This window comes from Enterococcus sp. AZ194 (assembly GCF_051713825.1).
GTDB lineage: Bacteria > Bacillota > Bacilli > Lactobacillales > Enterococcaceae > Enterococcus_K.
Map to the genome: position 1 here is coordinate 467,764 of NZ_JBIOQR010000001.1, position 23,179 is coordinate 490,942.

Here is a 23,179-nt window from a genome sequence, read left to right on the forward strand (position 1 = left end):
TTGCTCCTTTTATTGAAAATAATCGAATAGAAAGTTGGCGATGCCGTCTTCCAAATTGGTATCTGTCACAAACTTAGCTTGTTGTTTTAGTTCATCTACGGCATTTCCCATAGCTACACTTACCCCAGACGCTTGCAGCATTTCTAAATCGTTCAGTCCGTCACCGAAACTTATGATTCGCTCTTTAGGGATAGCTAATTCTGCTTGGATAGCTTCGATGGCAGTAGCTTTATTGATCCCTAGAGGAATAAGTTCAATGTTGTTCGGGTGGGAAGAAGAAACGGATAACAGTTGACTAGCGGCTAAGACTGCCTGAATCTCTTTTAATTCTTCTTCGTGATTGTCGGCAATAATAATCCCGTTAATAATTCGCTCTTTTACGCAAAGAAGCGTCTCGAGTGAATCAATGAAACAGAAGTCTTCTTCATCATTACCAATCCGAGATTGATCATTTTTTTGTAAATAGTCAGGCAGCTCTCTGGTATAGAAAACAGTATGCTTACCAAAAAAGAATATTGGCAGTTTTTTTTCAACGACTGTCTGATAAATGACACGAAGAGCTTCTTCAGATAGTTGTTTTTTGTAAAGCGTTTTGTTAATCGAGTAGACACTCCCGTTTGAAGCAACCACTTGTGTTTCTTCCGATAGCTGTTTGGCTATTTGGACTGCCGAAGAATATTTTCGCCCTGTTGCTACATAAAACTGATGGCCCTGTTTTTGAAGAGAAGTGATAACTGCTCTAGTTTTGTCAGAAATCTCCTGTTGATGGTTCACAAGAGTGCCGTCAATATCCATAAAAATCAAATGTTTTTCCATTACTCTGCTCGCTTTCTTCCAATCCCACAAGACTCCCGTATGATTAAGTCAGGAGAATGTAATTCAATGGCTTCTAAAGGTTCGTCATTGATTAGTTTTAATAATCGTGTGACGGCTAGTTTTCCTAAAATTTGGTTATGTTGATTAATTGTTGTAATTCTAGGGATTTGATAATCACCATCAGGGAAACTATCACAGCTGGCAATTGCAATATCTTTTGGACAAGAGAGCCCGTGATCAGCTAATGCACGAAAGGCACCGATTGCTACGCGATCATTAATGGCCAAAATGGCGTCAGGTAGGGTTTCTTGTTGTTCGATGATTGAAGTCATACTTTGATAACCATCCTCTGTATAAAAATCACTTAAATAAATCAAAGAGGGTTCATAATTATGGTAAAGAGAGAGTGCTTTTTCAAAGGCTTGAACTCTTTGTGTGGTAATTTTTACATTTTCTTCCCCACCGACAAACCCAATGCGTCGGTTTCCTAATGCAAGTAAATGTTGAACGGATAAAAAGACGCCTTTTTCTAAATCTCTTTCTAAGAAGGAACAAGAACAATTCTCTTGTTTTTGCCCAATAATCAGCACTGGAACTTGTTCATTTAACTGTTCTAGTGCGTGAAGGTATTCGTTTTGTGGTTGGTCTCGGTCAATTTCGCCTCCGAGAATAATCACGCCGTCTACCTTTTTCTCAAGAATTGTTTTAAATGTATCTCGCTCAATAAACCCACTATCTGCTTTCTTTTGTCGTCCGGCAGTCATTGTGTTAAATAACAAGAGTGAATAATTTTGCTCGCCACCAGCAAGCTCAATTTCAGAGACTAAAGAAGTAAAGTAGGGGTTGGTAATATCTGAGACGACGACAGCAATTGTCCGGGTTTTATTTGAGACCATTCCTCTAGCAAGCATGCTCGGTTGAAAGCCTTCTTTTTCAATAATTTCTTGGACCCGTGCCCGCTTAATCGGCGAGACAGAAGGATGATTATTTAATACACGAGAAACAGTGGAAACAGACACGTTGCTTTTTTTTGCAATTTCTTTTATTGTGATGTTCTTTTTCATGTCAAAACGCCTCCTCTTACTTAGTTTATGTTATGCTTGAAAAAAAATCAAGAAATATTTGGTAACGTTACTAAATGTTTAAAATAGTATTGACAGGGATACTTATTGGAGGTTATGATGTCGTTGTAAGCGTGAACAGATTGTTTTCAATTTGGTAACGTTGTCAGATAGTGAGGTGTAGTAATGCAAGAAACAATTTTGTCCATAGATTTAGGTGGAACAAAAATACTTGTCGGAGAAGTCACGAGGACAGGAGAAATCTTGTCTAGTAAAAAATATCCGTCGACAGTAGCGAGTCAGCGATTAGCTACTGAAAAAATTAAAGAAGCTGTAAAAGATTATTTAACTGAGCATACGTTGCACGGGCAGGTACTGGGAATCGCTATTTGCGTAGTTGGTCGAGTAGATACAGAAAAAGGTATCTGGATTGAAATTCATCCAGGGTTATCAGAGGCTATCGCTTTATCGAAAGAAATGATGGCAGCTTTTTCACTACCTTGTTGGATTACAAATGATGTAACGGGCGCTGCCTTGGCAGAAAAACATTTAGGAATTGGCAGAAATATAGCTGATTTTCTTTATCTCAATATTGGAACAGGGATTGCAGGTCGAGTAATTTCTGAGGGCCAATTGATTAAAGGGGGGAGTTTTAATGCCGGTGAAGTCGGTCATATGGTCGTAGATATTCATAGTGAAGACGTGTGTGCATGTGGCAGAACAGGCTGTGTTGAGTTATTTGCTTCGGGTTTGGGCATGCATAACCAAACGCTAAAATTGGCAAAGGATTATCCAAATACTGTTCTGGCTATCCAAAAGAATCAGAGAGTCACCTTCCAAGAGTTGATTGTAGCTTATGAGAAGGAAGATGAACTGGCTAAAAAAGTGGTGAATCAAGCCCTGCAAGCAGCGGCTGCATTAACGATGAACTTAATTCGAGTTAGTGATCCCAAAGCAGTAATATTTGGTGGTGGAGTCATGAATGATGGCTGGTTTTTATCTCATTTGGTAACGTTACTAAACCCTAAAACTATTCGTTTTGTGGAAAAAGGTTTCAAGGTAACGACGCTTGATCCGAATACTATTGCTTTGAAAGGCGCAGCTACTTTGGCATTTATCAAGAAAGGAGAACAAGTAAATGGATAATTTCAAGAAGGATTTGCTAAAAACAGGCTATATTCATAAACCGTTGCCGTTGAATCGAACGCATTCATTTGAGAGCAGACAACGAGCTAAAGAACAAATTGTAGCGAGTCGACCAGTTGTGGCTAGCTATAAAAACTGGCAGCATCAAGGTCGGGGACAAATTAAAACATCAGAAAAATCAGTGACTTTGTTGAGTTCGACACGCTATTCGACTTGGGCAAAAGGTGCACCAGAAGATGGCGACTATGTTAACTTTGGCGATGTCGCAGCCTATTTGCCGATAGCTAACGAGGATTGGACGGGTTATACTCAATTAAAATTAAGCATTTCAGCTGATTGTGTCAATGTGGTAAATCCCAATATCATTGTCACACTCGAAAATGATGGGGAAATAAAAATTCCTGATGTGTACAATCGAGAAGGTACACATGTCATTAATTTAGAAGGACAAGAGAAACAGACATATGTTCTAGATATTAGCAACTTACCAAGAGATGTTATTTGCGGCATTAAAATTTTCTCTGGAGCAAATGGGTCGTACATGAATTTAGCTGGAGCGCTTAGTTATACGATTGAGGATCTTGTAGTAGAAACCAATGAACAACAAAGCTCAGCGAAAGGGTGGCGTGCCCCTAAAGGAGAAATCGTCTTTTCACATATTGGCTATCATTTGAACTATTCCAAAACGGCAATTATAAATGTAGATGAATTTGATGAAGATGATTTCCAATTGGTTAGAAGCCAGGATGAACAAGTTATTTTTGAAGGAAGGATTCAAAAAACAACGACTCAAATGGGCGTGTTTGGTGTCCTAGATTTTTCAGCAATAGAAGAAGCTGGAACGTATTACCTACAAATAGCAGATACCAAAACGGAACCTTTTCAAATAGGAACAACCACCGAATTGAAGGAGTCCTCCATTTGGAAATCTTTGAATTTTATCTTTTGTGAACGTTGTGGATGCCCTGTTCATGGGATTCATGGGACGTGTCACGAAGATTTAACTGTTCAATATAAGGATTCATTAGTTAGTTTTAATGGTGGTTGGCATGATGCAGGCGATTTATCTCAGCAGTTAGTTCAGACTGCGGAAGTTACAGCAAGTCTGTTTGAAATGGCTGAGGTACAAAAAAATAATGAGCTATTGTCTCTTCGGTTATTGGAAGAAGGCGAATGGGGTCTTGATTTTATTTTGAAGACACGCCTAGATGATGGGGATCGAATAACTAGTGCCGGAATTACTCGTTGGACGGATAATCGTATAGGAACTATGGATGACGCATTGCCAAGAATTCACAATAGTCCTTATGACAACTTTTTAATCACGGGGATTTTAGCTAAAATTCTTTGTTCGTTACCTCAAGATTATGCCTTAAACACGCAATTGTTGCAGGTGGTTAAAGAAGATTACCAGAATGCTTTATTCGGTTATGAGAAGACCGGTTTTAGGCATGAGCCTGTGTTTTGGGAGCATACCTACAGCACATCTAAGAGTTTGTTTTTAGCAACCATGTCATGGACCGCAGCTTTGATGTTTCAATTGACTCAAGAAACTGAATATAAGGAGCAGATGAGTCAATGGTTTAACGAGCTTCTGGAGTGTCAAGAAAAAGGAATTGAACTATTTGATGGTACCGTTCTCAAAGGGATGTTTTATCGTGATGAGACGCATAAGGTATTTCAGCATTTTAATCACCAGGCTAGAGAGCATCTTTATGCGCAAGCTTTTGAAGAGGTCTTGGCGGTTAATGAGGACAAGGTTTGGCGAGCACAGGCCGAAGACTATGCCGATTATTTAGCCTTTTTGAATACGTACACAGCACCTTATCCGATGTATGCAAGCGGCGTTTATAAAGAAGATGAATGGCTAGATGAGGAAAGCTTTGCTAAACAACATTTACTCGTTGGTGAAGAAGCCAAAGAAAGCTATCAAAAACAGTTACAACAAGGCGTCAAAATTGCTGAAGGGTTGTATATCAAACGGTTCCCGGTCTGGTTTTCTTTTAGAGGAAACAACGGCATACTCCTGTCAACAGGAAAAAGTGCGGGAATTATGGGCCGTTTAACAAATAGAACCGACTTGATGGATTTTGCGGATCAACAGCTGCAATGGCTCGTTGGTAAGAACCCGTTTGGCCAGTCGATGATTTATGGAGAAGGGTACAATTACCCGCAACAATATGCTGTTTCTTCTGGTGAAATGGTGGGTGAAATGCCAGTTGGGATGCAGACATTTGGAGACGAGGATGTTCCTTATTGGCCGCAGTTTAACAATGCTACCTACAAAGAAGTTTGGGTGGGCATTGCTGGCAAATGGTTAGCATTAGTTACAGAGTTAATAAAATTTGAAAATAGAGGAGATTAGGAAATGAAAAAAGAAAGTACGTTTAATAAAGAAGCGTTAGGTGAAAAAATTGCTTTGATGGCGAATAAAGTAGCTGTCAATCGGTATATCTCAGCTATTCGGGATGCGTTTGCAAGTACCATTCCGATTACGATTACCGCAGCCTTCTTTTTACTAGTGAATAATGTGTTACTTGCTGAAAAAACAGGTTTATTACGTGGCATTCCAGGTAGAGAAATGATTTCTGAGATTTGTGTGCAAGCGTATAACGGTACATTAGGAATTTTAGGCTTGATGGTAACGTTTCTAATTGGCGTTAGACTAGCCCGTTCGTTTGAATCAGACGGTGCATTGGAAGGAATCGTTGCGTTGGCGGCTTATGTTTCTTTAGTTCCTAATGTAATCAATATTACAGGCTTTGATGGAACAGAGATTCAAACGGCAGGGACTTTGACTCAAACCTACACAAGTGCCTCTGCAATGCTTTTAGGGATTTTGGCTGCTTTAATTAGTGTTCCTTTGGTAGTCAAATTGACGGCAAATGATCGTTTGAAGATTAAGATGCCTGAAAGTGTTCCACCAGCGATTGCCAAATCGTTTAACAGTTTGATTCCTGCCTTTTTGACAATCAGTTTGTTTGCTATTGGTGAAGTTGTCTTACGTACAACTACTGGTTTGACAGTTCCAGAGATTATTGTAAATATTCTTCAAGCACCACTTATTGGTGGCTTCCAAACCTTGCCAGGTATTTTATTGTATGTATTTTTATCAACCTTTGTCTTTATCTTTGGGATTCATGGTGCTTTTGTATTTGGGGCAATCTCAGGTCCTATTCTATTAACTTCTCTTCAACAAAACGTGGAAGCAATTGGTGCAGGCGCTTTGGCTCCGAATATCGTTACTCAACCATTCTTAGATGCATATGTGTACATGGGTGGTGGAGGAACCATGATTTGTTTAGTAATCGCTGTTTTATTATTCTCAAAAAGAGAAGATCAACGAATGATTGCAAAACTTGGGGGCGTTTCAAGTTTGTTTAACATTAGTGAGCCAATGATGTTTGGTCTACCGATTGTATTTAACCCAATTTATGCTGTGCCATTCTGTATTGTTCCTATGGTATCGACTATTTTAGCGTATCTTGCAACAAGCTTACATTTAGTTAACCCAACGTATATTCTAATTCCTTGGGTGACACCTCCTGTATTATCAGGTTATCTAGCAACAGCTGGAGACTTTAGAGCAGCACTTTTACAAATCGTGATTATTATTGTAGGGACACTTATCTATATGCCTTTTGTATTTATTTCTAACAAAGTAAAAGAAGCATAATTCCTGCAAGATAAAAAAGTCAGCTTTCAACAAGTGAACAAGTTTGTTAGTTGGCACAATTAAAAACCACTTATCCAAATGTTTTTTTGAAATTCATTTGATAAGTGGTTTATTTGAAAATTCTTTATTTATCTTTCAAACAAAAGACGCGAGCAGTGTTGGTTCCTTCAAAAGATAGAGAAAGTAGGCCGTCTGTTTGATTCCAAGAGGATTGCCAACTCCATTCTTTTGGATAAACGAGGCGCAAATCAACCTCTTTATTTTTGAATTTTGCAAAATCCAATGTGATTACATCTTGTTCCGGTTCTTTTTTCCATACGGCAAAATAAATTTTTCCTTCCGCTTGCCACCCAAAGCTAAACCACTCATCTTCAAAATTCGCAAATTTATTCAACGGATAAACAGGCGAACTAATTGGGATGTATTGTCGTAGCTCTTCTTTATAGGTTTTTATGGCTTCTTTTACCATGGCTTTTCGGTCATCTGAGAGTTCAGCGAGATGACCACTTTGGTGAATTCGTAGTAGCATAGCGTTAGCCATATTGAACACTACTTCGTTAATATCACCTGTTCTGAGTGGATAAGACCAAACAGCCGCTTGTTCAGGGGTCATTAATGAGCTGGCATTAGCTGCAATTGCGCCAGTCATCACATAGTTTTCTTGATCGCTTGTTGATTGCAAGCTATGTCTCGAAAGAAGTGCGTAATCTTCACGCATACCGCCACTGCTACAATTTTCTATAATTAAATCAGGATATTTTTCAAATTGTTTATCTAACCATGCTAGATAAGCTCGGTTATGTTCTAAAAGACCAGCACCTAAGCTATCCGAGTGGTAATCCGTCCCCGCACCAGCATCGATATTGTAGTCCATTTTGATATAACCCACACCGTATTCTTCTACAACTCGAGTAATAATCTCATCCGCAAATGCTTGAACAGCAGGGTTTCTAAAATCTAATTGATAGCGGTCTCGATCAATTACGGGCTTACCATGACGATGGAAAAACCAATCTTTTGGCGTTTCTTTTGCTAAGGATGAGTTCACTCCCATAACTTCAATTTCAAGCCATAATCCAGGGACCATTCCCTTTTCTTGAATGTAGGAAGTGACTTCTTGAATTCCTTTTGGGAAACGTTTAAACGACGGTTGCCATTCACCAACGCCATCCCACCATTCACCAGCAGAGTACCATCCAGCATCAATGCAGTAATATTCACAGCCCATTTCGGCGGCTGCGTCAATTAAAGGAATTTCCTTTTGAGTGGTTGGATCACCAAATAAACAGTTCATGTAATCGTTAAAGATGACACCCAACATTTGATTATCTTTGTTTGGACGGCGAATTTTTCTTCGATAATTGTTTAGTTCCGTTAAAACATCATCCATTTTACCATGAGAAAAGGCGATAGCTGTAGGAACCGTTTCAAAAGTTTCACCCGGTTTGAGTTCTTTATACCAATGATTCTGGCGGTCATTTGGTCCGCTTAATTGAAGATATAAAATATGTTTAACCCCACTAATTTCCCAGTTCCAGGATCCTTGATTTTCGATTTGCCAAGCCACGTAAGCATTTGATTCTGTATTTTCTAATATGGCCATGGGTGCTAATTCATGGGAAGACCAGGTGCCAGTATTACTACCGAAAATTCGTTTTGAGGCGGCAATTTCATTATTATAAAAACCTAATTCCTCTAATGAATAATTTTTCCACATTCCTTCATTAGACCAAGAGCTGTGAGGCAGATGAATGCGTAGCTTCTTATTTCTAGGTTGTAGGCCTTCAGCGTCAAGATTAGCTAAATAAAATGAAGAAAGATGTTCCAAACCAATTGTCTGGGTACCGGAATTTTTAACTGCTGTCCATGTTCGAAGAGCTTTTATTCCGTCATAAAATTGCCAACAAACCGTTACTTCAGCCGAAGTGATAGGGTCGTTTAAGTAGAATTCGATGTATCTCCCTGCCTGGTTTCTTGATTCATCATGAGATTGGTAGCTTAAACGATAACCAGGTAATCCTCCGACCTGCCGTGGTCCATGATGTTTTACTACATTTTCGCCAGAAAACTTCACTTCGACTAAGCGTTGATTATTTTCTAACTCTTCGTCTTCGATTGAACAGGCTGTATAGGGATAATCTGCCAGGTGTAATAAACGAATGTCCTTATCAGAAGTTACTTCTAAAACAGCGTATAAGCCATTTTCATTAATTTCAATTTTCATAAAGTATATAGCTCCTTTTATAATTTACCGCCAGTAGTTGCGATTCCTTCAATAAATTTCTTTTGGAAAATAATGAACAGTAAAATCATTGGCCAAATTGCCAATAAAGATCCTGCCATTAATTGAGGATAATTTGTTGTGTATTGCCCTTGAAGATTAGCTAATCCAGATGATAGGGTCATTTTATTCATAGATGTGTTAACAATTAAAGGCCACATCAAATCCTTAAAGCTAAAAAGTGCAGTAAAAATAGAGAGTGCAATTAATCCTGAGCGTGCTAATGGAAGCATAATTTTAAAGAATATCGTCCATACACTAGCCCCATCAATTACTGCGGCTTCTTCTAAGTCATCAGGAAGACTTAAAAAGAACTGTCTCAATAAAAAGGTTCCAAAAGCACTAACAAATCCTGGGATAATTAAAGCTGGTACAGAATCTAAAAGTCCTAGTCTTTGTACAAGCAGATATTGTGGTGTAATGAATATTTGTGATGGAATCATCATTTGAATCAATACCATTGAAAAGAACACATTTCTTCCAGGGAAATTCAGGCGAGCGCATGCGTATGCAGCCATAGCACTAAATAGTACGGAACCGAAAACTCGGCCTATAACCATTAAAAAGGTATTAATATAAAAACTGCCGAATGGTAAAATATTCGCTACTTGAGTGAAATTTTCCCATTGAAACTTTTTTGGGAAAATACTTGGTGGAATTTGCATTGATTCAGATAATGTTTTTCCAGAAGTAAGAATCATCCAGATGAATGGGGCAATCATTACAATCCCACCTATTATTAATAAGAGGTGGATTATCCAATTTTTATTTGTTTTCATTCGTCTTCCTCCTCAATAGTTAACCCAACGTTTTTGAAGCTTCATTTGAATTGCTGTCAGTATTAAAATGATAACAAGTAGTAACGCCACAATAGCTGAACCATAACCTTTATCATTTAAGATGAAGGAATGTTTATAGAAGAGATATGCTAAGGATTGTGTATGCATCATTGCTTCTGTTGAAGGTTCAATCATCATAAAAATGACATCAAATACTTGAAACGCCCCAATAATTGTTGTGACTACTACGAAGAAGAGTGTCGGGGTGACTAAAGGTAAAGTAATGCTGAAAAATTGTCTGATTGGACCTGCCCCATCAATTTTTGCGGATTCATAGTAATCCTTAGGTATTTCTTGTAATCCAGAGAGTAGGAGAATCATGTTATACCCAATTGCGCTCCAGATACCGACTATAATAATTGTAGAGATAGCGATATTGGGATTACTAATCCATTGCACACTACCGAGTCCTAGTTTGTTTAAAGTGAAATTAATCAACCCGTAATCTGAGTTAAATAACCAACGCCAAATCATGGCTACTGCTGAAGGGGCTGCAACGACTGGAAGAAAGTAAATAGTCCTGTAAACTGAAAGACCACGAATTTTTTGGTTCATTAATACAGCAACTAAGAGTGAAAGAACAACAATGACTGGAACAGAAATGATGGCGTAAATGAAGGTGTTTACGAGAGATTGCCAAACTTCCTTATCTGCAAACATCTTTTTGTAATTCTCTAAGCCAACAAATACTGAATTTCCGAACCCTGATGAGCGTTGGAAACTTAGATAAATTGTTTGGATTGCTGGATATATATTAAGTAAAAAAAGACCAATTGCTGTAGGTGCAATAAATAAATAGCCATATATAAGATGTTGTTTATCATATTTTTTCTTTTTAAACATATAATCCTCCCTTTAATGAAGGCGCTACAAACTAAAATTTCGTGACACTATATAAATTGATAGGGTAAGTTATTTTCATAGTTAGTTACCATGTTGTTGATTGTTAAGAGTGAAAATAGCTTTCTTCTTATTCTGAATCTTAGTTGTAGCTCCTTGCATCGCATTTATATTACTGAGCCTCTTTGATAATTTTATCTGTACCGTCTTGAATATCTTGAGCAATGTCTTTGACGGATACTTTTCCATTGAATGCTTCTTGTAGAGTCTCAGTTTCTAGAGTTTCCCATTTTATTGTTGCTTGATTAAATGGACGTAACACACCATAGTCAATTTCATCTACAAATGCTTGTGCATTAAAGTCAGGGAAAGATTTTACCCACTCTTCTGCTAAACCTTCATATGCTGGAATAGCAGTGCCATTCTCTGCCTGTATAGTATTTCCTTTTTTTGAAGCCATAAAAGTTAAAAATTTTTTTGCTTCATCTGGATGTTTTGTAGTTGCTGAAATTGAATAACCCAGACCGTTTAGTTGAGCTGCACGTGTCTTTCCTTTTGGAAGAACTGCGATATCAGCATTTTCTTTAGTGTACTCATTTTCTTTGAATTGATTAGCCATCCACGAGCCGTGTGTAATCATCGCGACTCTTCCAGATTGAAACATTGCAGCTGGATCATTTTCACTAAGTTGCGCACTTGTTGGTGATACCTTCTCTTTTGTTGCCAAGTCGATATACCACTGAAGGGCCTCGACAGTATTTTTAGTATTAAATGTTGATTTTGTTCGATCGGCATTCAATTTAGTACCTTCATTTTGGAATATAAAATTATTGTAACCATCTTGTGAATTATTTGAGGCAGCATAGCCATAGATACCCTTTTCTGGATTTGTAAGTTTTTTCGCTGCCTCTAAAAAAGTGTCCCATGTCCAAGTATCATCAGGATAAGAAACGTCAGCTTCATCAAAGAGTGCTTTATTGTACCAAAGTGCAACTGTACTGACGTCTTTTGGAATAGCGTACAGACTACCTTCGTAAGTGTATAAATCTGAGATACCTTTTTTATAATTTTTCAAATCAATGTTTCCGTTTTTTGTTAGATCATCTAAGTTAAGTAGTGCACCATTTGACATATAACGATAAGATTCATTTGAATGCATGGTAATAATATCTGGAGCTGTTCCTCCAGTAGCAGCGGCCTCGATTTTCGTCCAATATTGTTCCCAAGGAGTAACTTCTACTTCTACATGTATTGAAGGATTCTCTTTCTCGAAAGCTTTTGCAATTTCTTTCATGCCTGGAGCTTCATAGGTTTCCCAAACGGAAAACTTTAACGTTATACTTTTGGAATCGCTTGCATTTTTAACATCCTCGTTAGAACCACAACCGGATAAACCTAATATTGCTAATGTTAAAGCACCTATCGTAACCCACTTCAAACGTTTCATAATAAAACCTCCTAATATTTGTTTACTACAACTAAACACTAAATGTTTACCAAATAATCTGTCAATACTAAAAATAAAAAAAGTTGAAAAATCGAAATAAGTCTTTATAATCAAGGTTTTTTATGCTAATTTATAAGATGGAAACGGATAGTTAAGTATGAATAATGGAAAAAAAGGAGTGAAATACATGGTAAACATTCGTGATGTTGCAAAAAAAGCTCAAGTTTCTCCGGGAACTGTTTCCCGTATTTTAAATAATGATTCTAGCTTATCTGTGAATGAGAAAACGAGAAAACGAGTCTACCAAGTATGTGAAGAATTACAATATATTCCACGAAAGTATAAAAATAGAAACCAACAGAATTCTATTGGTATTATTTCCGCAATATCAAGAGAAGAGGAGATGGATGATTTATATTATCGTCAAATTAGAGAAAAGGTGATTCAATCTGCTAAAGAAATGGATTATCGAGTAGACTTCATGATTCATTTGCCTAATTTAGAAAATAGTTGGGAACGAGTGAAGGAAGTTAATTGTGTCATTGTTATGGGATACATTCATCAAGAAATTCATCAACAAATTTATCAATTGAACTCACATATGATTATTGTAGACGACTATTATTGTTCACCTGAGTATTCTTCTGTATCTGTTGATTTTCATAAAGAAATGTTAGGTATGCTAGATCATGTCTATGCAATGGGGCATCAACGAATTGCTTTTATTGGAGGTAAAAACCAACGATTGACTCTGAATAAGAAGCACGTTGCCGATGGTTTGGGAGATCGTGAGCAAGCTTATTCAGAGTGGATTGCAGACCATAAGATGGAGAACTATCACAGAGCTTTTATTGGTGAACAGTGGTATGCGCAAACAGGTTATGATTTAACTGATAAGTTGTTGAGTGAGAAAAAAGAGCTACCTACTGTTATCATTGCTGCCTCAGATATGTTAGCTCTAGGCGTTTTGAGAAGACTTAATGAAGAAAATATTCAGGTCCCTAAAAATATCTCGATTTGTAGCTTTGATGATTTGGAGATGGCTGCGTTCTTGACACCGTCGCTGACTACGCAAAAAATTGACATAGATACGATGGTGTCTTGGATTATGAAGCTTTGTCAAAATATGATGAATGAAGAAAATAATGTGCCAACGCGTATTGTGATATCAGGAAAATTAGTTGAAAGAGAGAGTTTACAGGAAGTAAATAAGATGGAAATTTTATAGTAAGAGAGTCTTTTTTGAAAAATACGAGTAGCTCCAATAAATAAAAGGGCTACTCGTATTTTTACAACAAACTACCCATCCAATAAAGAAGGGGATAACCAATCATAAGAAATGACATGCTTTTAAGAATGAGGGGGAAGGTCATTCGTTTGTTTTGAATGGTAAAATATTGTTTCAGCATGGGCCACATAAAAGGGGTGAAGGCAAAAACTAGTAATAGGGTCCAGGGGCTGCTGAAAAAGTCTCTGACAATTTTACAAAAATAAAGAAAAATAGTGGTTGAGAAAACGTCTATTTTTCTTTTTTTTTGTATAAAAAACCCATTGTATAGCCATTTATTGGTATAATAGAAGAAGTGGAAGGAGTGCTTTAAATGCTAGATAAGGGACGTCAAACGAGCTTAGAAGTAGGCATGTATTCAGGTTTATATGATATTTTGATTGAAAAGGATAATTTTTGGAGACAAATCAATGAAACGGTTGATTTTTCTTTTATTTATGCTGAAGTAAAACAAAATTATTCAGAAACAGCTGGTCGGCCAGCTGAATGCCCCATTCTCCTCTTTAAACTAATCTTATTAAAAACCTCGTATAAGCTATCAGACCGCGATTTGATTGCTCGTTTACGTACGGATATGCAAATGAAATACTTCCTAGAATATGAACCAGAAGAAACTGAATTTATGGCTCCTAGCTTACTTTCTAAGTTCCGTCACCTACGCTTGAAAAATACGAATCTATTGGACTTACTTCTCACAAAAACTGTCGAAATCGCCTTGGACAAAGGCGTAATTGAAGTGGAAAATAAATTAATTCAAGATTCTACCCACTCGAATGCCATGTTCCAACACGTTTCGCCAAGAGAAGAAATTATCAAACGAGCGAAAGAAGTAAGAAAAGCCGTGTATGCTGTTGCCCCTCAAATGAAAGAAAAAATGCCAAAGAAAAAGGAACATACGGGGATCCTTGAAGACACCCTCCACTATGCAAATGAAGTGATAAAAGTGATTGAAACAGAGGGTGGTTTTGATAACTGCACAGCCGTGATGGAGCGAATGAATTACTTAAAAGAAGGCATCGAAGAAACAGAGGGAGCGTTTGAATTTTCTAAAGATCAAGAGGCAAAAGTTGGGCATAAGACGGCGGACACCGCTTTTTTTGGCTACAAAACACACCTTGCTTTAACTCCTGAACGAATCGTTACAGCCGCGACGATTACCAGTGGCGAAAAACCTGACGGCAAAGAAATGAAGACACTCGTCGAAAAAAGCCAACATGCAGGGATTGAAGTCAAGGCAATTATTGGAGATGGTGCGTATTCAGAGACGGATAATTTGAATTACGCAAAAGCAAACGGAATGAAACTAGTATCGAAGTTAAGTAAGTCAGTCACTCATGGGAATGGAAAAAACAAGGATAAATTCGCGTACAATAAAGATGCAGAAATGTATGTTTGCCTAGCAGGACACATGGCAATTAAAAAGAGAAAGTCAGGAAGTAAATGCGATAAAAAGGGAGTAGACTCGCGTGTAGAGGCCTATTTCTTTGACGTGGAAAAATGCAAAAGATGTCCGTTTCGCGAGGGTTGTTATACTGATGGAGCGAAAACAAAAACTTTCTCAGTAAAAATAAAGTCAGATACACATATCGCTCATATGGATTATATGGAAACCGAAGAATTTAAAGAGCTTTATAAAGAGCGGTATAAAATAGAGGCTAAGAATGCGGAGTTGAAAGGTCGATACAATTATGGAACCGCACAAAGCTGTGGTCTATTAGGGATGACCATCCAAGGGGCGAGTACGCTGTTTTTAGCTAATATGAAACGAATTATCAAGTTAGAAAAGGAAAATACGGGGAAATAGAGGGTAGATTCCCTTTATTATTATGAAAATACACAAAAAACAGTGAAATTCTTTTTTTTTGAAGAATTCCACTGTTTTTTTGTGAGTGTTTTTCAGCAGCCTCTAGGGTCCACGGTTCTTTTTTCGAAAGAACTGCTGCGGCAATCCAGATAAAAATTGTGGCAGTGACTAGTTGTAAAAGACGAACACTGGCTTGTTTGCCTAAATAGTAGACAAGGGTTTTTCGCCCATTTTTGATATCTTCATCTAGGTCACAGGTGTTATTGGCTAAAAGATTGTTAAACATACAAAGGATCATCGGGAAAAAAGCCAAAAAACTATTTAGTAAGAAGTCCTTATCTAAAGTTACTGTAGGAAAGCTAGTCAGATAGGCACTCATCATAGGGATCATAAAACCACTTAAAATAGCTGGAACAATCTCAGCGATAGGTAAACTATTGATGGGTTTTCTTCCGTAAGAATAACCTAGACCAATAGAATAACCGAGTGCACCTAACAGGATAATGTACCAATCTGAGTAATAGGCTAAAAGCAGGCCGCAGACCAATGAGAGTCCGAGAAAGAGAAGGAAATAATTGCGGACGGTTTTTAGTAAGAGATGCTCTCGGCCAACGATGTTTGTTTGTGATTGATAGGTTGAATCCTGGGCATTTTGATAGTCCATATAGTTATTAAAGATGTTCACCGCAATATGGATAAGTAGTAAAGTCAAGGTGAATAAGAGTATGCGCCAGCTGAAGAATTGCCCATAAGTATAATTAGAGTAAGCAATCCCTAGTAGGATTAGAAAGAGGTTGAGGGGAGCAGTGTAAATCTCGCCTAACTCCCATAAAATTTTGAATGTCATTACAAGAACTCCTCAATAGAAATAGAGACAGACTAAGAAGCAAGGCGGGTTTATCGAAAGCCACCCGACAAATCTTAGTCTGTTTTTATTTGATTTTGTTTATTCATTTTTTAGGAAAAATAATCGCCTAGTAATTCTTGAAAAAAGTAGCACCTAGTCAATCTTTGTCCAGTCTTCAATGGTTTTTCCGGAAGAGTCTTTTAGCTCTAACCAGCTATTTGTTCCAGCAAAATATAAGAACAAGCCGACTTCATTAACGCTTTTTAGGACTAAGTCAGTTGTGGTGACAAAGTTTTTAAAGGAGTCTGCATTATCGTCACGAATTTTTTGCCCCATTTTTGCCGAGAATCCAAGGGAACCGTCTTTATTTAGTGGGGCTTCCGGCATCATAGTGGCCCCTTTTTTAATCAGCATCTCGTTGCGTTTTTGCCAAAGGACGGTGGCTTTGCTTTGTCTAGTTTCTACAAAAAATTCAATCTCGCTGACTTCTTTACTCCATTTATGGCGTGTTTTTGCTGGCTTTTTCTTTTCTGCTGTAGGTAGCATAGGTGCTAAGCTATAGCCGAATTTTGAAAGAACAAACAGAAGCCAATCCTTTGTTTTGGAAACAGTCGGATGGTAGTTTTTTGGCACAGCGATTTCGGGAGAGAGTTTGGTCACAGCTGACTGTGTTTCTTTTGCTTCTTCAAAAATCACTTGTTCTAGATAATCGAGCTCTTCGTCCCATGAAGAAGAGACAGTGATTAGTTGATCAAACTCAAAGGGAAGTGCTGCGGGAATGTCAGGTGATTTTCCAATGGCAAGAAATTGTCTATTCTTAAGGAAAAACAGTAGTTGTTTGTCAGAGCCTGATTTAGGAATGATTTGTGTGTCAATCAAAGTAATGACGGGTGAGTTCTCGCCGGTTATGATAGTCTGTGTCTCTGTTAGTTGAATGGATAATGTAAGTTCCATAGGGATTCCTTCTTCTCAAATAGTTTTGATGTCACGCGAAAGTTTTGTTGAATATACCTTTGCTTGATTTTACCATGAAGTGGGCGTAATCACCTAGGCTTATGCAATAAAATGAACGAGCGAAATCTGAATGAACAACTGGATAAATAAGTAGATGAGTGTCTTGGAATTTGATAGTATTTGATTTTTTAGGTTATACATGAGGGGACAAGTTAACGTACGCGAACTGTAACGCAACTTGCAAAATAGGTGAGTCTAAAGCAGTAAGGGCTTGCTAAATGGGCTGTATAGTTGTACAATTGTTTTTGAAAGAGAAGCATGCGTCAACATGCCCTCCTACAGCTAAGTCGTAATGACAGTTGCCTTTAAGTTTAATGCAAATGCACTAAACCATCCAACTGGCTAAAGTTGAGGATGGTTTTTTTGTGCACGTTACTTCTTGTCGTTGTTTGAGTTGATAGTTAATACCAACACAACAAACGCAATCATAAGACTCAAGGTCTCGTAAACAGTCACAGGCTACTCCTCTCGATTGATAGAGCAGCAAGGTCATTTTTTTAGTTTTTTAAAACCTTTCATTTCTTTCCTTGAGTTGACAAAAAGTGCGGAACTTGTTATATTCTTCATGAGAATAAATAAAAAGACCTAGAGAAGAACGGGGACTGTTTTGTGAGTGTAGTAGGTATCTAATTTGTGAGTTGAATAGCTAGTAAACTGAGAGGTTTATTTGGCGTGCTTATCAAGTGATACCTGTCGATTATAGAAAATAATTGTGTTTTAAGAGAGTCTGACTATTGGAAGGCTCTGATTAAAAACAACAAATTATTTAGACTGGGAGCATAGATATTTCCCAGTCTATTTTTTTATGCCACTCTAGGGTTCTATTTATTTATTGGGACGGGTATCTCTTTTTTGAAAGGATGAAAGAGATGATTAATCAAGAAACAATAAAAAATCTACAATTTGACCAAATTATTCGTGAGGTCCAGACTCGAGCAATCGGGGATTATAGTAAACAGAGAATTGAAGAAATGGGCGTACAAAGTAGTCTTTCTGCGGTAGAATCACGACAACAAGAAACAAAAGAGGCGCGAGTGATTATCGAAAGCGGACAACATGTGCCGTTTATGGGGCTTGTTCAAATCAATCGTTTGATGAAAGAAGTTCAAAAAGGATTATTGTTAACACCAGGAGAACTGGTCGAAGTGGCGGACTTTTTACGAAGCAATCGGATGATTCAAAAATTCTTTGAGAAAAACCAATATCAAACACCGTTACTTTATACGTATAGTAAAAATTTATCGAGTTTCTCTGATATTGAAGAAGGTATTTATCAAAAAGTTCAAGGGCAACGGATTTTGGATGAGGCCTCAAAGCCCTTGCGTCGAATTCGTAAGCAGCTGAATGACAGTGAAAGAGAAATTGAAGAAAAGCTGTTGAAATTTTTGAGACATCCTAATAATAAGACGATGATTCAAGAGTCAATGATTGTTAAAAAAGGCGATCATTTTACAATTCCAATTAAATCAAGCTACAAAAATAAAGTTTCTGGCAATATCATTGAGCAGTCGGGCAAAGGGCAAACAGCTTTTATTGAGCCGGCAGCTGTAGCCAAACTAAATGAGCAAATCACTTTGTTGAAAGCTGAAGAAGTAGCCGAAGAATACCAGATTTTGGCGGAGCTTAACGGTTTACTTAGCGAGCGAGAATTAGAAATCTCTAACGGGATTGAGGCTGTAACCACCTTTGATATTATTTTTGCCCGAGCGAAATATAGTCGTGAGGTGAATGGAATCACGCCAAAAATCAATAAAGAGGAACGGATTGATTTGAAACAAGGAAGACACCCGTTACTTGCTTCTGTCTCTGAAGTTGTTCCTTTAGATTTTCAATTAGGGACAGATTATCGTGGCTTAGTTATTACAGGAGCCAATGCAGGCGGGAAGACGTTGGTTCTGAAAACAGTTGGCTTACTTAGTTTGATGACGATGTTTGGCTTGCAGATTCCAGCAAAAGAAGGAACTGAGATGGCGATATTGGACCATATTTTTGTCGACATTGGCGATCAACAGAACCTAGAGAATGCCTTAAGTACCTTCTCTGGTCATATGAAAAATGTTGCGCAGATTTTGAATCAGGTGACTCGTCACACACTCGTTTTGTTGGATGAGATTGGTAGTGGAACGGAACCGAATGAAGGTGCTGGACTAGCGATTGCTATCATGGAGACTCTTTATCAAAAGGGCGCTTTAGTGGTTGCCACCACGCATTATGGTGAAATCAAGCGGTTTGCGGAAGAACATCAAGACTTCATTCCAGCTGCGATGGCCTTTGATCGAGAGACTCTGACGCCGAAATATCTCTTACAGGTTGGCAAAGTTGGTGACAGTCAAGCTTTATGGATTGCCAAGAAAATGGCGATGTCAGAAGTATTGATTCAACAAGCAGCAAGTTATATTGCTCATAAGGAGTATCCAACCGAGAAAAAAACCTTCTCGGCAAGTAGAAAGAAAACAACACAGTTTTCCCCACAAGTGGAGCAAGAAATGCGTTTTGAAAAAGGCGATAGAGTCTATCTTACTGAAACTAAAACAGTTGGTTTGGTCTATAGTGATGAAGGTGAGTTGACAGTTCAGGTTTTTGTGGAGGATCAGATCAGCGAAGTTCCAAGAAAACGAATCAAGTTAGAAGCTCGCGCACAAGACTTGTATCCTCTTGATTATGATTTAGAAAGTTTGTTTGTCGACTTTCAAACAAGAAAACAAATAAAAGACATTAATAGAGGATCCAAAAAAGCACAGAAGCAGCTTGCCAAAGAAGCAAAAGCGCGAATGAAACGAAATGAAAAAGAGTGAAATAAACTAAAGATAACCAACAGAGAGTGGGACAATAGTCAGAAAAAAATCTGATTAGTGCCCCACTTTTTTTACGAATTACCTGAATATATTGTGGCAGATGTAAGGTTACGGGAGTGAGAAAAGTTATAAGTATATCCATAATGTGTTACCCAAAATACCCTTGATTCCGTAGGGAAGTTACCAAAAAGAACGGAAGAAAAAGTACAAGAACAACCCATTTAACGTTGAGAACTAGTTCTATCTTGAAGCGTAAGATGAACATATCTGTCCGGCGAAACGTCCATTCTCATTCAAAGGATATTAGTCGAAGAAAAGATAAGGGGGGATTTGTCAGATATCCAGATATGAAATAAATGATTTGTTGTACGAAGAAGGATTGGACATGCTCTAATACGATACAAAAAAAGCAATTTAAAAAAAATAGAATTTAGTAAGTAGAGAGTCACTGAATAGCTTGGAGGATGAATGATGGGCAGACATATTGAACATTGAGAAGAAAGAACGAGGGAATGTAGCTTATTCTTCTCACTGACAAGAAAGTATAACAGGCTCTAATTTTCTATCATATATTATCTTAACTTGGGCAACTAATCAAAATGACCAGATAAGCTCAAGCTTTTTTGCTATCAAGAAGATTTTACTATAGATTGCCCTAATTCTTGTTTGAAGTAAGCTTACAAATCAACTATTTGAGCTCTTTTATTGATGTCTAGTTTGATAAAAATATTGTATACATTGTGTTTTAACTGTTCCAATCGACAGATAGAGGCTATCGGTAATTTCTTGGTTTTGTTTATGTTCGAGTAGGAGAATGAAGATGTCTAGTTCGTGTTTAGTGAAATGATAATCATCCTTTTTTCCTGTCTTTCGTCCAGTCTCTCATCTTTTTGTAAGGATAACGATTTCATTTTGAAGAGTGGTGACATAATATAGCTTGTCCCTTGTAAAACACAACCAATGAGCGTAAATTAAATAATGGATTGTGGGGGAACATGATGGAACAAAAGAAAGAACATGAATTACAGAAACTGGATGGTACAAGAATTATTTTTATTGGAAAAGGGATTATAGTGGGTGCTTGTGTGGGTGTCGTCGTGACACTTTTTCGTTTTTTAATTGAGCAAATTGGCGAACAAGTTGTTCATGGCTATCTATTTTTTCAAAAGCAACCAATTTGGCTGATTCCATGGATTATCGTTTCAATTATTCTAGCAATTATTGTGGGTAGTTTGGTCAAAAGTGATGGGAATATTAAAGGTAGTGGGATTCCTCAGGTTGAAGGACAGCTACAGGGGCAGATTTCTGTTGAGTGGTTTTCTGTATTATGGAAAAAGTTCTTGGGCGGCGTACTTTCGATTAGTGTTGGGCTCTTTTTAGGGCGAGAAGGTCCGTCTATTCAGTTGGGTGCAGTGACCGCTCAAGGGGTTAGTAAAGCAATGAAGAGCAGTAAAACAGAAGAAAAAATTCTGATTTCAAGTGGTGCGAGTGCGGGCTTATCAGCGGCTTTTAATGCGCCGATAGCAGGGCTTCTTTTTGTCTTAGAGGAAGTCTATCATTCGTTTTCCCCCCTTGTTTGGCTGACAAGCTTTTCAGCAGCGATTACAGCAAACTTCATCTCACTGTATGTATTTGGACTGAGGCCTGTGTTATATATTGGTGCGATTAAGGCGCTACCTCTACAATATTATTGGACGTTACCCGTTTTGGGTATCTTACTGGGTGTGTTAGGTCGAGTCTATCAAATCGTTCTTTTAGCGTTACCTAAATGGTATGGGAAGCTTTCATTTTTATCGCCTAATTATTATGGTTTTGTACCTTTCTTATTGGTGATTCCGATTGGATTATTTTTCCCTCATTTATTAGGCGGCGGAAACCAAATTGTTCTTTCTTTAGCAGAGGAACCGATGAGTTTATGGTTATTACTTGGTTTATTTGTCTTGCGTTTCGTTTTTTCGATGGTTTCTTATGGCTCTAATCTGCCAGGTGGGATATTTCTACCAATTCTGACGCTCGGTGCTGTGATTGGAACAATTTATGGTGTTTTTTTGACAGATTTATTGGGCTTAGAACCGATATTTGTTAAGAATTTTTTGATGTTTGCGATGGCAGGCTATTTTGCGGCAATTGGGAAAGCTCCCTTGACAGCGATTATCTTAGTGACCGAAATGGTGGGGAATTTTTCTCATTTGATGTCTATTGGTGTCGTGGTTTTGGTGAGTTATGTCGTGGTAGAATTATTGGGTGGACATCCTATCTATGAAACGTTACTAGAACGATTAGTGAAGCCAGACTTTCGAGATATTAGTGGACGAAAGACCATTCTTGAATTTCCTGTTCATGCAGAAAGTTCGTTTGATGAGCAGATGGTTCGAGATATCCAATGGCCAGATGAGATGCTGTTGACCTCGATTCGAAGAGGCGAATCTGAGATTTTGACTCATGGAGATACGATCATCCATAGTGGAGATACCTTAATCATTTTGACTGATGAGGCAATTACACAAAAGGTCAGAATGGAATTGCGACAATGTGAGCAAGAGAATATGGAGTAGGTAAACCGAAATCAAACAAAAAACGGAAGAGAAAAGTTGTCTCCTCCGTTTTTTTATTTAAGATAATTTTGTATAGACTACTTAAAGAATTAGCTAAGATTAACAAATCTCGGCTAATTCTTTTTCATCTGCCGGGAGTTCAAAGAGACAAAGAATCGCTACGTTTTCTTCTATGGAAGATCCTGGCATTCCGTTGTGAATCACGAGCTTTGCCGTCTCTTTTCGCATCAGAAGACTATCCTGTTCCTTTAGCACAACCGAATCAATCAAATACTCGTTTTCAGGAATAATATCAATTTCGATGAGTGGTTTAACGGAATAAATCAATGCAAACTGATTGTTATTTAAATCTAATAAAATTGATTCATTATGTTTAAGTAATGAAAGCTTAGGAGCTGGTAAAAAATCTTTTTTGTAAATTAAATTAAAATCTTCACTTAGTCCGAAATTCAGTGTTTTATGGTCACCCGAGAAGCGATCAATTTCATAAGGAGAAAGGTGCTCAGTTCTCAAAGCATCAGGTTCATAATGTTCAAGTCTAACCTTACCAAACAGGAGCATTAGCTCTCTGAAATAATTGGGTAGATGAGTGAATTCCGTTACTTGCTGATACATTTTTGCTGAAGAAATCCGTAAATCAAAATCTTTGGTGGCAAAGCTAGATGTTTTAGGGTATTTAAATATTTCTATCGTATCGACGCCGTTTAATTTTGTTGTCGAGTAATCTACGTGTTGCAATAGCTTGTAGGCCATGGGGAGATAACAATCCT

General features: G+C 37.8%; 17 protein-coding genes and 2 pseudogenes. 8 read left to right on the forward strand and 11 right to left on the reverse strand.

Features of this window, described 5'->3' with window-relative positions:
• Positions 1-9: 9 nt before the first annotated feature.
• Both IGI37_RS02395 and IGI37_RS02400 read right to left on the reverse strand, forming a co-directional pair.
• Positions 10-816, reverse strand: a complete 807-nt coding sequence (locus IGI37_RS02395; RefSeq protein ID WP_438759801.1) for an HAD family hydrolase — start codon at positions 814-816, stop codon at positions 10-12.
• Positions 816-1,880 carry a LacI family DNA-binding transcriptional regulator gene (locus tag IGI37_RS02400; RefSeq protein ID WP_438759802.1) on the reverse strand — a complete coding sequence of 355 codons (1,065 nt, stop codon included), beginning with the start codon at positions 1,878-1,880 and terminating at the stop codon, positions 816-818. The genes IGI37_RS02395 and IGI37_RS02400 overlap by 1 nt, the downstream gene beginning before the upstream one ends.
• 183 nt (positions 1,881-2,063) lie before the next feature.
• Between IGI37_RS02400 and IGI37_RS02405 the strand changes: the two genes are divergently transcribed.
• Genes IGI37_RS02405 through IGI37_RS02415 form a run of 3 tightly spaced genes read left to right on the forward strand, consistent with a single transcriptional unit; the run spans position 2,064 to position 6,699 of the window.
• Positions 2,064-3,023, forward strand: a complete 960-nt coding sequence (locus IGI37_RS02405; protein ID WP_438759803.1) for an ROK family protein — start codon at positions 2,064-2,066, stop codon at positions 3,021-3,023.
• A complete protein-coding gene (locus IGI37_RS02410; RefSeq protein WP_438759804.1) occupies positions 3,016-5,388 on the forward strand; it encodes a glycoside hydrolase family 9 protein in 2,373 nt (790 codons plus the stop codon). Before IGI37_RS02405 ends, IGI37_RS02410 begins: the two co-directional genes overlap by 8 nt.
• 3 nt (positions 5,389-5,391) lie before the next feature.
• A complete protein-coding gene (locus IGI37_RS02415) occupies positions 5,392-6,699 on the forward strand; it encodes a PTS sugar transporter subunit IIC (protein WP_438759805.1) in 1,308 nt (435 codons plus the stop codon).
• A gap of 124 nt (positions 6,700-6,823) precedes the next feature.
• On the opposite strand, the gene IGI37_RS02420 is transcribed toward IGI37_RS02415, so the two are convergent.
• The 4 genes from IGI37_RS02420 to IGI37_RS02435 all read right to left on the reverse strand — a co-directional run bounded on the left by IGI37_RS02420 (position 6,824) and on the right by IGI37_RS02435 (position 12,106).
• The gene (locus IGI37_RS02420) at positions 6,824-8,923 is read right to left on the reverse strand and encodes a glycoside hydrolase family 36 protein (RefSeq protein ID WP_438759806.1); all 2,100 of its coding nucleotides are present in this window, start codon (positions 8,921-8,923) and stop codon (positions 6,824-6,826) included.
• Positions 8,924-8,940: 17 nt separating this feature from the next.
• Positions 8,941-9,759, reverse strand: a complete 819-nt coding sequence (locus IGI37_RS02425; protein ID WP_438759807.1) for a carbohydrate ABC transporter permease — start codon at positions 9,757-9,759, stop codon at positions 8,941-8,943.
• A gap of 12 nt (positions 9,760-9,771) precedes the next feature.
• On the reverse strand, positions 9,772-10,662 hold the full coding sequence (locus IGI37_RS02430) for a carbohydrate ABC transporter permease (protein WP_438759808.1): 891 nt from the start codon (positions 10,660-10,662) through the stop codon (positions 9,772-9,774).
• Positions 10,663-10,831: 169 nt separating this feature from the next.
• Entirely contained in the window at positions 10,832-12,106 is a 1,275-nt protein-coding gene (locus IGI37_RS02435; RefSeq protein ID WP_438759809.1) for an ABC transporter substrate-binding protein, read from the reverse strand.
• 187 nt (positions 12,107-12,293) lie between these two features.
• Between IGI37_RS02435 and IGI37_RS02440 the strand changes: the two genes are divergently transcribed.
• Both IGI37_RS02440 and IGI37_RS02445 read left to right on the forward strand, forming a co-directional pair.
• A complete protein-coding gene (locus IGI37_RS02440) occupies positions 12,294-13,334 on the forward strand; it encodes a LacI family DNA-binding transcriptional regulator (RefSeq protein ID WP_438759810.1) in 1,041 nt (346 codons plus the stop codon).
• Between the two features lie 373 nt (positions 13,335-13,707).
• Positions 13,708-15,198 carry an IS1182 family transposase gene (locus IGI37_RS02445; RefSeq protein ID WP_438759380.1) on the forward strand — a complete coding sequence of 497 codons (1,491 nt, stop codon included), beginning with the start codon at positions 13,708-13,710 and terminating at the stop codon, positions 15,196-15,198.
• Here the strand turns inward: IGI37_RS02445 and IGI37_RS02450 are convergent.
• From IGI37_RS02450 to IGI37_RS02460, 3 genes are all read right to left on the reverse strand, one after another.
• A complete protein-coding gene (locus IGI37_RS02450; protein WP_438759811.1) occupies positions 15,167-16,045 on the reverse strand; it encodes a prenyltransferase in 879 nt (292 codons plus the stop codon). The genes IGI37_RS02445 and IGI37_RS02450 overlap by 32 nt on opposite strands.
• 153 nt (positions 16,046-16,198) lie before the next feature.
• Positions 16,199-16,999, reverse strand: a complete 801-nt coding sequence (locus IGI37_RS02455) for a hypothetical protein (RefSeq protein WP_438759812.1) — start codon at positions 16,997-16,999, stop codon at positions 16,199-16,201.
• Positions 17,000-17,431: 432 nt separating this feature from the next.
• A complete protein-coding gene (locus IGI37_RS02460) occupies positions 17,432-17,515 on the reverse strand; it encodes a putative holin-like toxin (protein ID WP_438763566.1) in 84 nt (27 codons plus the stop codon).
• A gap of 413 nt (positions 17,516-17,928) precedes the next feature.
• Here IGI37_RS02460 and IGI37_RS02465 point away from each other — a divergent pair, with 413 nt between their 5' ends.
• Together IGI37_RS02465 and IGI37_RS02470 are read left to right on the forward strand one after the other, a co-directional pair.
• Positions 17,929-19,854: an endonuclease MutS2 gene (locus tag IGI37_RS02465; RefSeq protein ID WP_438759813.1), complete on the forward strand. Its 1,926-nt coding sequence runs from the start codon at positions 17,929-17,931 to the stop codon at positions 19,852-19,854.
• A 75-nt stretch (positions 19,855-19,929) separates the two neighbouring features.
• Positions 19,930-20,192: pseudogene (locus IGI37_RS02470) on the forward strand (IS5/IS1182 family transposase); the annotation flags it as partial.
• Between the two features lie 339 nt (positions 20,193-20,531).
• On the opposite strand, the pseudogene IGI37_RS02475 reads toward IGI37_RS02470, so the two are convergent.
• A pseudogene (locus tag IGI37_RS02475) lies at positions 20,532-20,709 on the reverse strand (response regulator transcription factor); the annotation flags it as partial.
• Positions 20,710-20,852: 143 nt separating this feature from the next.
• Here IGI37_RS02475 and IGI37_RS02480 point away from each other — a divergent pair.
• A complete protein-coding gene (locus IGI37_RS02480; protein ID WP_438759814.1) occupies positions 20,853-22,409 on the forward strand; it encodes a chloride channel protein in 1,557 nt (518 codons plus the stop codon).
• A 99-nt stretch (positions 22,410-22,508) separates the two neighbouring features.
• On the opposite strand, the gene IGI37_RS02485 is transcribed toward IGI37_RS02480, so the two are convergent.
• Positions 22,509-23,162: a HutD family protein gene (locus IGI37_RS02485; RefSeq protein ID WP_438759815.1), complete on the reverse strand. Its 654-nt coding sequence runs from the start codon at positions 23,160-23,162 to the stop codon at positions 22,509-22,511.
• Positions 23,163-23,179: the final 17 nt, after the last annotated feature.

What these genes read in the sequence shown, in the direction of transcription:
- IGI37_RS02410 (WP_438759804.1), top strand. Translation starts at nt 3,016, where the DNA reads ATGGATAATTTCAAGAAGGATTTGCTAAAAACAGGCTATATTCATAAA.
- IGI37_RS02440 (WP_438759810.1), top strand. Translation starts at nt 12,294, where the DNA reads ATGGTAAACATTCGTGATGTTGCAAAAAAAGCTCAAGTTTCTCCGGGA.
- IGI37_RS02455 (WP_438759812.1), bottom strand. Translation starts at nt 16,999, where the DNA reads ATGGAACTTACATTATCCATTCAACTAACAGAGACACAGACTATCATA.
- IGI37_RS02445 (WP_438759380.1), top strand. Translation starts at nt 13,708, where the DNA reads ATGCTAGATAAGGGACGTCAAACGAGCTTAGAAGTAGGCATGTATTCA.
- IGI37_RS02450 (WP_438759811.1), bottom strand. Translation starts at nt 16,045, where the DNA reads ATGACATTCAAAATTTTATGGGAGTTAGGCGAGATTTACACTGCTCCC.
- IGI37_RS02395 (WP_438759801.1), bottom strand. Translation starts at nt 816, where the DNA reads ATGGAAAAACATTTGATTTTTATGGATATTGACGGCACTCTTGTGAAC.
- IGI37_RS02425 (WP_438759807.1), bottom strand. Translation starts at nt 9,759, where the DNA reads ATGAAAACAAATAAAAATTGGATAATCCACCTCTTATTAATAATAGGT.
- IGI37_RS02430 (WP_438759808.1), bottom strand. Translation starts at nt 10,662, where the DNA reads ATGTTTAAAAAGAAAAAATATGATAAACAACATCTTATATATGGCTAT.
- IGI37_RS02435 (WP_438759809.1), bottom strand. Translation starts at nt 12,106, where the DNA reads ATGAAACGTTTGAAGTGGGTTACGATAGGTGCTTTAACATTAGCAATA.
- IGI37_RS02415 (WP_438759805.1), top strand. Translation starts at nt 5,392, where the DNA reads ATGAAAAAAGAAAGTACGTTTAATAAAGAAGCGTTAGGTGAAAAAATT.
- IGI37_RS02400 (WP_438759802.1), bottom strand. Translation starts at nt 1,880, where the DNA reads ATGAAAAAGAACATCACAATAAAAGAAATTGCAAAAAAAAGCAACGTG.
- IGI37_RS02420 (WP_438759806.1), bottom strand. Translation starts at nt 8,923, where the DNA reads ATGAAAATTGAAATTAATGAAAATGGCTTATACGCTGTTTTAGAAGTA.
- IGI37_RS02485 (WP_438759815.1), bottom strand. Translation starts at nt 23,162, where the DNA reads ATGGCCTACAAGCTATTGCAACACGTAGATTACTCGACAACAAAATTA.
- IGI37_RS02465 (WP_438759813.1), top strand. Translation starts at nt 17,929, where the DNA reads ATGATTAATCAAGAAACAATAAAAAATCTACAATTTGACCAAATTATT.
- IGI37_RS02405 (WP_438759803.1), top strand. Translation starts at nt 2,064, where the DNA reads ATGCAAGAAACAATTTTGTCCATAGATTTAGGTGGAACAAAAATACTT.
- IGI37_RS02480 (WP_438759814.1), top strand. Translation starts at nt 20,853, where the DNA reads ATGGAACAAAAGAAAGAACATGAATTACAGAAACTGGATGGTACAAGA.